Genomic DNA, 14339 nt, shown 5'->3' on the forward strand with positions numbered 1-14339 from the left:
AGCTGTTTTGAATTTATCGTGCGATGATTTGGGATGAGTTTTTGAGGCATTTTCGCTTCTGTGATGAGGAAGATAGCGGGCTATCTGACGAAGAACAGGAGCGAAAAGAACCAAAAAATCGCCCAAAGCACACACGAAAAAGGATACATCAAGCCAAGAAAAACTTTTTGGAGAAATTCAAAACAGCTTCTAAAATTGCAAAGGTGCAGGAGGAGTGAAGATTTTGCGCCTTTGCAATTCTTATGTAGGGGTGTATGCGATACACTTCTACGAGTCATTGGTTGTTTTTTAACCGTCTGTTGTGAAAAGGAACAATCTCCATAAATGTTATTTAATTTTAAAAAAATCGTCCAATAAGAATAATAATTGGCATAATAACTGCTATTATTAAAGTTTGTATGGCTATTTCTGATATAGAAATATGGTTATTCGATAGATATTGAAATATTGAAGAAAAAATAGGCCATAATACTATAAATAGCAAGTAAAATGTGATTTCGTTTTTTCTTATAAATTTTTTGTTGTTCATAATTTCTACGTTTTTAAAGGTTATAGAGATTGTTCCTAATTTTTCATTTAATGTGGCGAAAAGAGGCATAATAAAGTGTTGTGTCTTGGTCCTTTTCGACAATGCAAAATTAGATAACCTTTTTGTGAATGAGGCTGTTACAGGTGTAACAATATCGTAGAAAAGTGTAACATTTACATTACGTATATGAACATGTGTGTTTGTTTAGGTCTTTTTATTGTTTTAATTTACCCATTTCCGGACAATGTTTTTCAATTTTCCAGCTTCATAATTTTCGCCTAATTTGGTTAGAATATCATGTTCTCTACGGTATACTGTTTGTCTGGTTAATTGTAGGAGTTTTCCTCTATCGGTAGCTGAATAGTCGGTCAATAATAGATAACAATAATTTTGTTCACTTGGAGTGAAACAAAATTGGTTGCTATATTGTAGTATGATGTCTTTTTGGTCTAATTCGTTGGCAAGGCTTCTCCAATCTTTTTCGGATAGTGTTTCTTTGGAATGTCCTTTTTGTTTAAGGATATGTTCTATTTTAGTGCGGGTATCTGAATGTTGTATGATTTCTTGTAAAAGAATGTCACGCTGGGCGTTTAAGTTTCTTAACTCTTTTTGTAAAGTCGCTTTTTTGTTAATATCAGATTGTTGGCAGGTGAGTTTGTACTGTAATTGTTCGATTTGGATTTCTTTTTGTTTTAATTCTTTTTGAAGGGATTGATAACCCTGGTTCATCCTTTCTTTTTTCGCGTGAAAAAGTTTTATTGTTTCTTTATGTCTTTTTCGTGTAGTATATAACCAGATGGTGCATAAAATGATTCCATAGAATGATGTCTTGAAATATTCTTTGATGTCAAATACAAAAATGCCGCTTAAGAAAGGGGATAACTGATTCCAGCACCATCCGGTGATGGTTAAAGCAAGAGTGGTTATTGCGAGGAAAGTAATGGTGGGATGAGAGATTTTCTTCATAAAATAAGAAGATTGTTAGATGTAATCATAAAATGGAAGAATCTTGCATACGAGTTTTGTGATGTATGCAAGATTCTTCCTTATTTTTCTCAGATCCCGTGTGCGTTCGCTTCTTTGTTGATTTTCTTAATCAATCCCTGCAATACGGCACCCGGTCCGCATTCTACGAATTCAGTGGCTCCGTCGGCAATCATGTTTTGTACAGTCTGTGTCCAGCGTACCGATGCGGTCAATTGGGCTACTAAGTTAGCTTTGATTTCAGCCGGGTCTGTATGCGGTCTGGCATCTACATTCTGGTAGATGGGGCATTTCGGTGCATGGAATTCCGTGGCGTTGATAGCCGCCTCCAATTCTACTTTAGCTGGGTTCATCAACGGAGAATGGAAAGCACCGCCTACCTTCAGCGGAAGGGCACGTTTCGCTCCGGCTGCTTTCATCAGTTCGCAAGCCTTGTTGATGCCTTCGATAGAACCTGAGATGACGATTTGTCCCGGGCAATTGAAGTTGGCCGCTACACATACTTCGCCCTCCTGGCTTACCTGTGCACAGATTTCTTCCACTTTCTCGTCGGGCAAAGCGATGATAGCCGCCATGGTAGAGGGTTGCATTTCGCAAGCCTTCTGCATCGCCATGGCACGGGCGTAAACCAGTTTCAATCCGTCTTCGAACGACAAGGCTCCGGCAGCTACCAGTGCCGAGAATTCGCCTAATGAGTGTCCGGCGGTCATTTCGGGCTTGAACTCATCGCCTAAACACAATGCCGAGATAACCGAGTGCAGGAATACGGCAGGCTGGGTCACCTTGGTCTGGCGCAAATCTTCGTCAGTGCCGTTGAACATGATATCCGTAATGCGGTATCCTAAGATTTCGTTCGCTTTCTCGAATAATTCTTTCGCCAGTGGAGAGGTCTCGTAAAGGTCTTTTCCCATACCTACGAATTGTGCTCCCTGGCCGGGGAATACAAATGCTTTCATATCGATTGTTTTTTAAGTTAATGTTTGGGACAAAGATAGTGATTTTAATGAAGAATGAAGAAGGAAGAATGAAGAAACAACGTTCGGCGTTTGCCAATTCCGTGCGGAGAGGGAATACATAAGCCAATTCTTCATACTTCATTCTTCATTTACCCTTAGGGGAACCGGTGCAAAGAAATGGTTCAGCGGTCCGTGCCCTTCTCCGATATGCACGTCTTTTCCCGACAAGATACCTTGATAGACGTATGCCTTGGCTTTCCGGACCGCTTCTTCCAAGGGTTCTCCCAAGGCAAGATACGTGGCAATGGCAGAGGAAAGGGTGCATCCGGTGCCGTGCGTGTTGCGGCTTTCGATTTTGGGTGAAGAAAACAGGTGAGGCCGGTCTTCTCCTTTTATATATAGCACGTCGCACATCTCCGCCTCGTTCAGGTGTCCGCCTTTGACCAGGACCGCCTGGCTTCCGAAGGCGAGCAATTCTTTTGCGGCTTTTTCCATGTCGGGTATCGTGGCGATGCGTTTTCCCGTCAGCACTTCCGCTTCGCTCAGATTGGGCGTGATAAGGGTGGCGAGGGGCATCAGCAAGGAGGTCAGTGCCTCGATGGCATCGTCTTCTATGAGCTTGCACCCGCTGGTTGAGACCATGACGGGGTCGAGCACGATGTATTTATAATAAGGTGTAAACCTGTGCAGGGATTCGGCTATGGCACGGATGGTTCCGGCGTCATTCAGCATGCCTATCTTTACGGATATAGGTGGGATATCCGTCATAACCGCTTGGATTTGCCCTTGGATATAGGTGGGAGGCACGGCGTGGATGCCTGTTACTCCGCAGGTGTTCTGTACGGTGATGGCGGTTATGGCGCTTGCCGCATAGGCTCCTAAGGCAGAAATGGTCTTGATGTCTGCCTGTATGCCGGCTCCTCCGCTGCAATCGGAACCGGCGATGGTCAATATGCATGGGTAGTGTTTCATGTCTCTGGTGTCTGGATGATTCAGGTTGCAAAGGTAGGAAATTTCCCGTTATCTTGTTCGGACCTGCTTTAAAACGTCTGTCTGGGTGTGTGATATGTCTTATGCGGTTAGGTATGTTTTATATTCCGCCAGCCGGAACATATATTCCACGGGCTGGAACGTATGTTCCATGGGCTGGAATGTACGTTCCAGCCCATGGAATATAAAAACAAGACGGCTTTGCCGGGAAATATAGCCTGTTGGCGGGATAAACAGAGCCGGCTGAAAAGCAGAATGCAAGGAGCCGGAAGCGGTCTTTTACCCTTTTTGTATCTGATACGATAAAGCAATGCATGGTTGTTGTATGATGTACGAAAACTATTTGTTTGAAGAATAATGTTTAATAACATGATAAATAATTTATGTATTTGTGTACAACGTATGCAAAAAGTGTTTATATTTGCAGTGTTCAAAGAAAAATACTCATGGAAAAGCAAACCGGAAATAACCAGATAATAGACGTTCACGTGTCGGTCGACTGCGTGGTGATAGGTTTTGATGGTGAGCAGTTCCGTGTGCTTTTAGTCCGGCAGATCGGCAAGGGTGCAGGGAGTGGATATAACGACATGAAGCTTCCGGGGAGTCTGATTTATGCTGATGAGGATTTGGACGATGCGGCCAAACGGGTGCTTACGGAATTGACGGGTTTGAAGAATATCCGGATGAATCAATTCAAGACTTACGGTTCGAAAGACCGTACGTCGGATCCACGGGATGTGTTGTGGCTGGAACATTTTCACCGGATAACGAAAAATAAGGTGGGACGGATTGTAACCGTTGCCTATTTGTCGTTGTTGAAGATAGACCGCCGTAGCACGAATCTTTCGGCTACTTATGATGCTTGCTGGATGCCGGTATCGGAGGTGAAGGGTTTGGCTTTTGATCATTTGCGTGTCCTCAAAGATGCGCTGGTGGTTCTCCGCCATTATGTGGAAAGTTCGCCTTCGGTGATGTTTGACTTGCTTCCCCGTAAATTTACGGCAGCCCAGTTGCGCGTGCTTTATCAGCTGGTGTATGATAAAGAGTTTGATGTGCGTAATTTCCATAAGAAAATCGCTTTGTTGCCGTACGTGGTTCCATTGGAGGAAAAGGAAAAGGGAGTTGCGCATCGTGCCGCACGGTATTATCGTTTTGACAGGAAGATATATAATAAACATAAATAAACGTACTGTACTATGTATTTGTTAGGGTATGATATTGGTAGTTCTTCGGTGAAAGCCAGTTTGGTAAACGCCGGGACAGGTAAATGTGTGGCTTCGGCTTTCTATCCGAAAACGGAAGCGGAAATTATCGCCGTTCATCCGGGATGGGCTGAGCAGAAGCCGGAAATGTGGTGGGCTAACTTGAAGTTGGCTACAGAAGCTATTATGAATGAAAGCGGGGCAAAGAAAGAAGAAATTGCCGCTATCGGCATTTCTTATCAGATGCATGGCTTGGTTTGTGTAGACAAACAGCAGCAAGTGCTTCGTCCGGCTATCATTTGGTGCGATTCGCGTGCTGTTCCTTATGGGGAGAAAGCTTTTCAGACATTGGGCGAAGAGAAGTGTCTTTCGCATTTGCTGAACTCTCCGGGTAACTTTACCGCTTCGAAATTGGCGTGGATTAAGGAGAATGAACCGGATGTCTTCTCGCAGATTTATAAAATCATGCTGCCGGGCGATTACATTGCCATGCGTCTGACTGGTGAAATCTGTACTACCGTTTCTGGTTTGTCGGAAGGTATGTTTTGGGATTTCCAGGCAAACGATGTCGCTCAGTTCCTGCTTGATTATTATGGTTTCGACCGTTCGTTGATAGCTGATATCCGTCCTACTTTTTCCGAACAAGGAAGAGTGACCGCCGTTGCCGCCGCCGAATTAGGATTGAAAGAAGGAACTCCGGTGACCTACCGTGCGGGCGACCAGCCGAATAACGCACTTTCTCTGAATGTTTTCAATCCGGGTGAGATTGCCTCTACCGCAGGTACATCGGGAGTCGTTTATGGTGTAAACGGTTCGGTTAATTACGATCCTCAATCACGTGTGAACACGTTTGCTCATGTAAATCATACGGCAGACCAGACTCGTTTGGGTGTATTGCTTTGCATTAACGGTACGGGTATACTGAATTCATGGGTGAAGCGTACGGTAGTACCCGCAGGTGTTTCGTATGCTGAAATGAACGACCTTGCTGCTCAGGCACCTATTGGGGCAGGTGGTATCAGTATCCTTCCTTTCGGTAACGGAGCGGAACGTATGCTTCAGAATCGGGAAACAGGATGCTCTATCCATGGCATTAACTTTAATCTGCATACGCGCAACCATATCATCCGTGCGGCACAGGAAGGTATTGTCTTCTCGTTTAAGTATGGCATCGACATCATGAGGAATATGGGAATGGATGTACAAAAAATCCATGCCGGGCATGCCAATATGTTCCTTAGCCCGATATTCCGCAATACGCTGGCTGGAGTGACCGGTGCGACTATTGAACTTTATGATACCGATGGTTCGGTAGGTGCAGCAAAAGGTGCAGGTATGGGCGCAGGCATTTATAAGAATAATGATGAGGCGTTTGCTACCTTGGATAAGCTGGCTGTCATCGAACCGGATGCGGCTAATAAATCGGCATACGAAGATGCCTACCAACGTTGGCTGGAATGCATGCATAAGGTAGGTTTTTGAGTTTTTGAGTTCTTTAGTTTTTTAGTTTCTTAGTTAATGCTTCTTTGGGCATTATGTGTGCATTCGTTGGTATCATCATCGTAGAGACGATGTGCACATCGTCTCTACAGAAGGTGCGAAAACACAAGGAGGCTAAAAACTCACAAACTTAAAAACTCACAAACTTAAAAACTCATAAACTTAAAAACTCATAAACTTAAAAACTTAAAAACTCACAAACTCAATACATTAACTTTTAAACAAATAAAACTATGGCAACAAAAGAGTATTTTCCTGGTATTGGTAAAATCAAATTCGAAGGTGTAGAAAGCAAGAACCCGATGGCTTTCCGTTATTATGATCCTGAAAAAGTCGTAATGGGTAAGAAGATGAAAGACTGGTTGAAGTTTTCTATGGCATGGTGGCACACTCTTTGTGCAGAAGGTGGCGACCAGTTCGGTGGTGGAACAAAGAAATTCCCTTGGAAAGGAAATCCTGATAAGGTACAAGCTGCCAAAGACAAGGTGGATGCCGGTTTCGAATTCATGCAGAAAATGGGCATCGAGTATTATTGCTTCCACGATGTAGACCTTTGCGATGAAGCCGATACAATTGAAGAATATGAAGCTAACCTGAAAGAAGTGGTGGCTTATCTGAAGCAGAAACAAGCTGAAACTGGCATCAAACTGTTGTGGGGTACGGCTAATGTATTCGGTCATGCACGTTATATGAACGGTGCTGCTACCAATCCGGACTTTGATGTTGTAGCACGTGCTGGTGTTCAAATCAAGAATGCCATTGATGCAACAATCGAACTCGGCGGTAGTAACTATGTGTTCTGGGGCGGACGTGAAGGCTATATGTCGTTGCTGAACACCGACCAGAAACGTGAAAAAGAACACTTGGCACAAATGCTGACCATCGCTCGCGACTATGCACGTGCTAAAGGTTTTACCGGTACATTCCTGATTGAGCCGAAACCGATGGAACCGACAAAACATCAGTATGACGTGGATACTGAAACTGTAGTAGGTTTCTTGAAGGCCCACAATCTGGACAAGGACTTCAAGGTAAATATCGAAGTAAACCACGCTACATTGGCTGGTCATACATTCGAACATGAATTGTGCGTAGCTGTAGACAACGGCATGCTGGGTTCTATCGACGCCAACCGCGGTGATTACCAGAACGGATGGGATACCGACCAGTTCCCGATTGACAACTACGAACTGACCCAGGCCATGATGCAGATTATCCGAAACGGCGGTCTGGGCAACGGCGGTACGAACTTCGACGCCAAGACCCGTCGTAACTCTACCGACCTGGAAGATATCTTCATCGCCCACATCGCAGGTATGGATGTAATGGCACGTGCTCTGCTGAGTGCAGCCAAATTGCTGGAAGAATCTCCATACAAGAAGATGCTGGCAGACCGTTACGCTTCGTTCGATGCTGGTAAGGGCAAAGAATTTGAAGAAGGCAAGCTGACGCTGGAAGATGTTGTGGCATACGCCAAGACCGTAGGCGAACCGAAACAGACTAGCGGCAAGCAAGAATTGTATGAAGCTATTGTGAATATGTATTGCTGATAGTTGAATGAAGAATTAAGAATGAAGAGTGAAGAATAGGCGGATGTACCCCCGGTTCTTCATTCTTCGTTCTTCATTTTTTTTGTTCTTCATTCTTTACCTTATTTGTTTTTATATCATGGATTACGCCGAAAAAGGAAGTAAAACTTATCTTTTTACGATTGTGCTTGTAGCCGTGTTGGGAGGGTTGCTGTTCGGATATGATACAGCAGTCATTTCGGGTGCGGAAAAAGGATTGCAGGCATTCTTCTTGGGAGCGGAAGATTTTGTATATACGGATGGATGGCACGGCTTTACATGTGCCAGCGCGCTCATTGGCTGCATTATCGGCAGTGCTGTTTCTGGTTATATGGCTTCGAATTGGGGCCGGAAAAAATCGTTGATATTTGCCGGTATCATGTTTTTTATTTCTGCATTGGGCTCGATGGTACCTGAATTCTTGTTTTTCGAGCATGGGGTGCCGACTTATCCGTTGCTTATCGCTTTTAATATTTATCGTGTCATAGGAGGAGTAGGGGTAGGGCTTGCTTCTGCAATTTGTCCGATGTACATCGCTGAAGTGGCTCCGTCTAATATCCGAGGTACATTGGTATCGTGGAATCAGTTTGCCATTATTTTTGGTCAGCTGGTCGTATATATGGTGAATTTCTTTATTCTGGGCGATCATACCAATCCTGTTATAGAATCTATCGGTCAGGGCATCAATGCTGTGGCTCCAGGAAGTGATCCGTGGACCATATCTACCGGATGGCGTTATATGTTTGGTAGTGAAGCTGTACCGGCAGGGTTATTTGCCTTACTGATTTGTTTTGTGCCCGAGACTCCGCGTTACCTCGTCATGGCTGGAGAAGATGACAAAGCACTTTCCGTGCTTTGTAAAATCAATGGAAAGACGGAAGGGAATAACATTCTGAACGAGATAAGAAATACCATTACGGAAAAAACCGAGAAAGTATTTACTTACGGTGTACTTGTTATTTTCGTCGGTATTATGTTGAGTGTGTTCCAGCAGGCTGTAGGTATCAATGCTGTGCTTTATTATGCTCCGCGAATTTTTGATGACATGGGTATGGCGAATCCTATGATGCAAACCATTATCATGGGTATTGTCAATATTCTGTTTACGCTTATTGCTATCTTTACGGTTGAAAAATGGGGACGTAAACCCTTGCTTATCACAGGTTCTATCGGGATGGCTATCGGTGCCTTGGGGGTAGCGTTTACTTTCGGACATGCCGGTGTGGAGCTGGTGACGATGTTGAGCATCATGGTTTATAGCGCTTCATTCATGATGTCATGGGGACCTATTTGCTGGGTGCTCATTTCAGAAATATTTCCTAATACGATTCGGGGAGCTGCTGTAGCCATTGCCGTGGCTTTCCAATGGATATTCAATTGGATTGTGAGTGCTTCGTTTGTCCCCATGTTCAATATGCAGACAAGCAATGACCCTGATTTCGGACATTGGTTTACTTATGGTCTTTATGGGGCTATCTGTATTATAGCTGCGCTGTTTGTATGGAGGCTGGTTCCGGAGACCAAGGGAAAGACACTGGAAGATATGAGTAATCTTTGGAAACGGAAACGCTGATTTCGGCTTTTCCGGACAGGAAATAATCTCAAGGAGTTAGAAGTCTTTACATTTTACTTCTAACTCCTTTTGTTTTTTTTCAGGTGAAATGCTTTTATGGCATCGTTTCTGTTATGATAAAGAAGGAGCAGTCAGGTTCTTATGTTTGATAACACTTTGCGTTGGAAAAAGAGATAAAAAATTGTTGAATATGGCCTTAATGAAATTAAAATACATATATTTGCAACTGAGATTTAAAATAATAAATTCAGTATGAATTCGAATAACAATCATGTCGTCATTATGGCAGGAGGAGTGGGAAGTCGGTTCTGGCCGATGAGTACTACTGATTTCCCCAAGCAGTTCATTGATGTTTTAGGATGTGGAAAGACGTTGCTTCAGCTTACGGTTGAACGTTTTCGTGATGTGTGCGGAGTGGAAAATATGTGGATTGTCACATCGGCGGCTTATGCAGAGCTGGTGAAAGGACAGCTTCCAGATATTAATCCCGAGCATATTTTATTAGAACCTTGCCGTAGAAATACGGCTCCATGTATAGCGTATGTGAGTTGGAAAATCAAAGCGAAGAATCCCAAGGCAAATATAGTGGTTACTCCGAGTGATCACATAGTGATGGATTTGCGTGAGTTTGTAAGGGTAGTCAATTCTGCTTTGAAGTTTACGGCCGACTCTGATGCCATTGTCACTCTGGGTATGCAGGCTACGCGTCCTGAAACAGGATATGGATATATTGAAGGTGATCTTTCTATGGCATGTCCTTCCAATAAAGAAATCTACCGGGTAGATGCATTCAAGGAAAAACCGGATTTGGAAACGGCCAAACGATACTTACAACGGAAAAATTATTTCTGGAATGCCGGTATATTCATTTGGAATGTCAGCACCATCGTCAATGCTTTTCGGGTGTACCAGCCTACTATGTCGAACATTTTCGAAGGATTGCTGCCTTATTATTATACAGAGGTGGAACAGGAGAAAATAGACAAGCTTTTCCCTACGTGCGAAAACATTTCTATCGACTATGCCATCATGGAAAAAGCAGAAGAAATTTATGTGTTCCCGGCTTCATTCGGTTGGAGTGACTTGGGTACATGGGGATCGTTGCACGATAACTTGCATAAAGACGCTCATAATAATGTATGCATCGGAGAAAACATTCATTTGCACGAAAGCCGTAATTGCATTGTACATACTACCGAAGAAAAGAAAGTGGTGGTACAAGGACTTGACGGTTACATCGTTGCTGAAAAAAATGACCGTCTGCTGATTTGCCGCTTGAGTGAAGAACAGCGCATCAAGGAATTTGCTGCAGAATAAAAAAACACTACGGATTACACAGATAAAAAATCTGCTTATGAGATTTTATCCGTGTAATCCGCAGTGATGGATTTAGCCTTTCAGGGCGGCAAGGGCTGCCTCGTAATCAGGCTCTTGGGTGATTTCAGGTACCAGTTCGGTATAAACTACTTTGCCTTCCGGATTGATGATAACCACCGCCCGTGCCAGTAGTCCGCACAATACACCGTCAGTCATCAGTACGCCATATTTTTCTCCGAAATCGGACGTATAGCGATAGTCTGATAGTGGAATGACGTTCTCAATGCCTTCTGTCGTACAGAACCGTCCTTGGGCAAAAGGCAGGTCTTTCGAGATTGCCAATACAATGGTATCACTCATTTGGGCTGCCAGTTGGTTGAATTTACGTACCGATGCTGCGCATACTCCTGTATCCATGCTGGGGAAGATGTTCAGCAGGGCATATTTCCCTTTGGTGTCTGCCAGGGTGAAACTACTTAAATCCCCTTTTACCAGTGAAAAATCAGGAGCTTGCGTTCCTGTTTTTACAAATTCACCTGCCAGGGTGACAGGGTTTCCTTGAAATGCTGTTTTTGCCATATTTACTTTGTATATCAATTAAACTTCTATGTAAAGTTAACAAAAGAACCTCGATTTTGGTTGTGCAAGTTTATGCTTTTTGCTATTTTTATGTTTTTCGAATAGTTCTTTTTATTCTCCTTCTACTTTACATTCATGAAAATGCATTTCGTGTTCGGCTTTTTCACGTGGAAAGGCAAAGTAGGTACAGACGGCTTGTGTGCATACTTCGCCTGCTTCATTGGTGAGGGTTGCTTCGATGGTGATAATGTTTCTTCGTTGCTCACGGATGGAAGCGCGGATGGTAAGCAGCTTGTCAGTGGTATGTACTGGTTTCAGGTAACGGGTTTCCATTTTTGAAGTGACGCCTGCGGTTTGTAGTTTACGCATGACGACCCATCCGCATGTTTCGTCGAGCAATAAAGCCTGGATGCCTCCATGCAGTGTGTCCAGCCATCCCTGGTATTTTTCATCAGGTTTCCAGTAACTGACGATACTGTCTCCATCTTCATAAAATTCCATTTTCAGTCCTGAAGGATTTTGCGGAGCACATCCGAAACAGTTATATCCCTTCATGCCTTCCCATGGGTTGATAATTTTTTTCATAACTTTGTCAATTGATGATATAATCTGTGCAGGCGCGGTCTTGTCTGTATCCATTCAGGATTCCGGCAGCAGCCAGGTGGTCGGGGTGAATCGAATAGGCTTTCATATCTTCCAGTGTGTCAAATTCACTTTCCAGGCAGATGTCCCATTTTTCATCCGGATTGATGTTCAGTCCTACAAAGATGTGCCGGATAGTCGGTATGCGGGCCGGTAAGGCTTCGATGGCTTCCTTGAAGCGGTGCATAACGTCTTGTTTTTCGGTTTGTGTCAGTGTCTCTTTCAGCTTGAATAATACAATATGTTTTACCATGATGTAAAAGTTTTAAAATTTATGCTTGTGTCTATTGCTACAAATGTAAGTATTTTCCGGATTACGGCGATTGTTTCAAGGGGCTTTTTTCATTTCGGATTTATGGATTTTATTTTTCATGGATGTCCTCATTCAGCCAATGTCTCATTCTTGTAAATTCAAGGTATAAAATATGCTGAAAAAACGTTTTTTTGATGCGGGCAGGAGAAAAATGTGTATATTTGTGCAAATTATCCACATCTAAAAACCAGTAAAGCATGATTATCATCGGTATTGCCGGAGGAACAGGCTCCGGAAAAACAACAGTCGTAAAAAGTATAGTCGATAGTTTGCCTGCCAACGAAGTGGCATTATTGCCTTTGGACTCGTATTATAAGGACAGCAGCCGTGTACCTGTAGAGGAACGCCAGAACATAAATTTCGACCATCCTGATGCATTCGATTGGGAACTTTTGTCGAAACAGGTGGAGATGCTCCGGCAGGGAAAAGCGATAGAACAGCCGGTTTATTCTTATCTGACTTGTACACGACAACCTGAAACCATTCATATAGAACCGCGTAAAGTGGTGATAATCGAAGGTATTCTGGCATTAAGTGATAAGCGCTTGCGGGATTTGATGGATTTGCGGGTGTTTGTGGATGCAGATTCGGATGAACGGTTGATCCGGGTTATCCAGCGGGACGTGATTGAGCGCGGACGTACAGCCGAAGCCGTGATGGACCGGTATGTAAAGGTGCTGAAACCGATGCATCAGGAGTTTATTGAACCAGCCAAGCAATATGCAGACTTGATTGTTCCACAAGGTGGACACAACTGGAAGGCTATCGAGATACTGAAGCTATATATAGAAAAAATCATTGGCCGATGAAAACAGTTGTTTTCTGGAGTTGGATAGGACTGATATGTTGGCTGTCGGTAGCTTGTAGTGGCAGGCAGTCGGCAGGAGGTGAGGCGAATGTTGATTTGCCTGTCATTAAAGAACGTGGAGAACTGGTGGTGCTTACTGCCAACAGTTCTACTTCCTATTTCAATTATCGGGGCGAACCGATGGGATTTCAATATGAGTTGGCACAGCAGTTCGTGCAGTCGCTGGGATTGAAAATGAAGCTGAAGGTGGTGAACAATCCTTCGGAAATGGTGCGATGCCTGCTGGAAGGTAAAGGCGACCTCATAGCTTATAATCTGGATATTACACAGGCGTGGAAAGACAGTCTGATTTATTGTGGTGAGGAGAATATTACGCATCAGGTCGTAGTACAACGCAGAGGTAGAGATGCAGTGAAAGATGTGACCCAGTTAATTGACAAAGATGTGTATGTAAGTCCCGGAAAGTACTATGAACGTCTGGTTCATTTGAATGAAGAGCTGGGAGGAGGCATACGTATTCATTTGGTAGATGCGGACAGCTTGTCGACCGAGGATTTGATTACGCAGGTGGCTGAAGGTAAGATAGATTATACCGTAGCTACCAATGAAGTGGCAAAGATAAACCGTACATATTATTCTAACTTGGATATCAGGCTGGTTGTCAGTTTCGACCAGCGTGCTTCGTGGGCAGTACGTAAAACATCGCCTTTGCTTGCCCAGGCAGCAGATAAATGGCACAAGGAAAATATCAATTCACCGGAATTCAAGGCAAGTGCACGCCGTTATTTTGAACTTAACAAGCAGCCGGTGCATGGTTCTATCCTCTCGGTGAAGGATGGAAAGATATCGCATTACGATGATTTGTTCCGTAAGTATGCTAAAGAAATCGGATGGGATTGGCGGTTGCTTGCAGCATTGGTTTATACGGAATCGAATTTCAATCCGGATGTAGTGTCGTGGGCCGGTGCTAAAGGACTGATGCAGCTGATGCCTGTTACGGCTCATGCTATGGGGATTCCAAGGGGCAAGGAGCAAGACCCGGAAGAGAGTATCAAAGGAGGGGTAAAGTATATAGCCCAGTTGCAGAATATTTTCCGGAAGGTGGATGACAAGGATGAGCAGGTGAAGTTCATATTGGCGGCTTACAATGCAGGAGCAGGACACATAACCGATGCCATGGCTTTGGCGAAGAAATATGGAAAAGACCCTTATCGGTGGGAGCACCATGTAGACCATTATATCTTGCTGAAGAGCAATGAGGAATATTATCAGGATCCGGTTTGTAAAAACGGTTATTTCCGTGGTACGGAAACTTATAATTTTGTGCGTGATGTAATGGGGCGTGCCGACCTTTACAAAAAGAAAATCAAAAGGTAAA

14 protein-coding genes are annotated in these 14339 nt (G+C 43.8%); 8 read left to right on the forward strand and 6 right to left on the reverse strand.

Features of this window, described 5'->3' with window-relative positions:
• Positions 1–23: 23 nt before the first annotated feature.
• Positions 24–218 carry a hypothetical protein gene (locus H9625_RS07355; RefSeq protein ID WP_158100131.1) on the forward strand — a complete coding sequence of 65 codons (195 nt, stop codon included), beginning with the start codon at positions 24–26 and terminating at the stop codon, positions 216–218.
• Positions 219–751: 533 nt separating this feature from the next.
• On the opposite strand, the gene H9625_RS07360 is transcribed toward H9625_RS07355, so the two are convergent.
• The 3 genes from H9625_RS07360 to thiD form a co-directional block, all read right to left on the reverse strand.
• Positions 752–1495 carry a hypothetical protein gene (locus H9625_RS07360; RefSeq protein ID WP_191763697.1) on the reverse strand — a complete coding sequence of 248 codons (744 nt, stop codon included), beginning with the start codon at positions 1493–1495 and terminating at the stop codon, positions 752–754.
• 89 nt (positions 1496–1584) lie between these two features.
• The gene (gene fabD, locus H9625_RS07365; protein ID WP_013618893.1) at positions 1585–2469 is read right to left on the reverse strand and encodes an ACP S-malonyltransferase; all 885 of its coding nucleotides are present in this window, start codon (positions 2467–2469) and stop codon (positions 1585–1587) included.
• Positions 2470–2607: 138 nt separating this feature from the next.
• The gene (gene thiD, locus H9625_RS07370; protein ID WP_191763699.1) at positions 2608–3441 is read right to left on the reverse strand and encodes a bifunctional hydroxymethylpyrimidine kinase/phosphomethylpyrimidine kinase; all 834 of its coding nucleotides are present in this window, start codon (positions 3439–3441) and stop codon (positions 2608–2610) included.
• Between the two features lie 464 nt (positions 3442–3905).
• Here thiD and H9625_RS07375 point away from each other — a divergent pair, with 464 nt between their 5' ends.
• The 5 genes from H9625_RS07375 to H9625_RS07395 all read left to right on the forward strand — a co-directional run bounded on the left by H9625_RS07375 (position 3906) and on the right by H9625_RS07395 (position 10619).
• Positions 3906–4643 (forward strand): NUDIX hydrolase, encoded by a 738-nt coding sequence (locus H9625_RS07375; protein WP_191763701.1) that lies wholly within the window; start codon positions 3906–3908, stop codon positions 4641–4643.
• A 12-nt stretch (positions 4644–4655) separates the two neighbouring features.
• Complete coding sequence (locus H9625_RS07380) at positions 4656–6143, forward strand: xylulokinase (RefSeq protein ID WP_022039389.1); 1488 nt, start codon at positions 4656–4658, stop codon at positions 6141–6143.
• A gap of 251 nt (positions 6144–6394) precedes the next feature.
• Positions 6395–7711 (forward strand): xylose isomerase, encoded by a 1317-nt coding sequence (xylA, locus tag H9625_RS07385; RefSeq protein ID WP_022039388.1) that lies wholly within the window; start codon positions 6395–6397, stop codon positions 7709–7711.
• 118 nt (positions 7712–7829) lie between these two features.
• Positions 7830–9302, forward strand: a complete 1473-nt coding sequence (xylE, locus tag H9625_RS07390) for a D-xylose transporter XylE (protein WP_022039387.1) — start codon at positions 7830–7832, stop codon at positions 9300–9302.
• 252 nt (positions 9303–9554) lie between these two features.
• Positions 9555–10619, forward strand: coding sequence for a mannose-1-phosphate guanylyltransferase (locus tag H9625_RS07395; protein WP_022039386.1), 1065 nt, complete (start codon positions 9555–9557; stop codon positions 10617–10619).
• A gap of 72 nt (positions 10620–10691) precedes the next feature.
• On the opposite strand, the gene tpx is transcribed toward H9625_RS07395, so the two are convergent.
• From tpx to H9625_RS07410, 3 genes are all read right to left on the reverse strand, one after another.
• On the reverse strand, positions 10692–11198 hold the full coding sequence (tpx, locus tag H9625_RS07400) for a thiol peroxidase (RefSeq protein ID WP_022039385.1): 507 nt from the start codon (positions 11196–11198) through the stop codon (positions 10692–10694).
• A gap of 111 nt (positions 11199–11309) precedes the next feature.
• A complete protein-coding gene (locus H9625_RS07405; protein WP_022039384.1) occupies positions 11310–11783 on the reverse strand; it encodes a PaaI family thioesterase in 474 nt (157 codons plus the stop codon).
• 7 nt (positions 11784–11790) lie between these two features.
• Positions 11791–12093 carry a Dabb family protein gene (locus tag H9625_RS07410; RefSeq protein ID WP_022039383.1) on the reverse strand — a complete coding sequence of 101 codons (303 nt, stop codon included), beginning with the start codon at positions 12091–12093 and terminating at the stop codon, positions 11791–11793.
• 257 nt (positions 12094–12350) lie between these two features.
• Here H9625_RS07410 and udk point away from each other — a divergent pair, with 257 nt between their 5' ends.
• Positions 12351–12962: a uridine kinase gene (gene udk / locus H9625_RS07415; protein ID WP_191763703.1), complete on the forward strand. Its 612-nt coding sequence runs from the start codon at positions 12351–12353 to the stop codon at positions 12960–12962.
• Positions 12959–14338, forward strand: a complete 1380-nt coding sequence (locus tag H9625_RS07420) for an MltF family protein (RefSeq protein ID WP_191763705.1) — start codon at positions 12959–12961, stop codon at positions 14336–14338. The genes udk and H9625_RS07420 overlap by 4 nt, the downstream gene beginning before the upstream one ends.
• The last annotated feature ends 1 nt before the right edge of the window (position 14339 follow it).

Origin of the sequence: Phocaeicola intestinalis, assembly GCF_014837065.1 — a bacterium.
GTDB classification, from domain to species: Bacteria; Bacteroidota; Bacteroidia; order Bacteroidales; family Bacteroidaceae; genus Phocaeicola; species Phocaeicola intestinalis.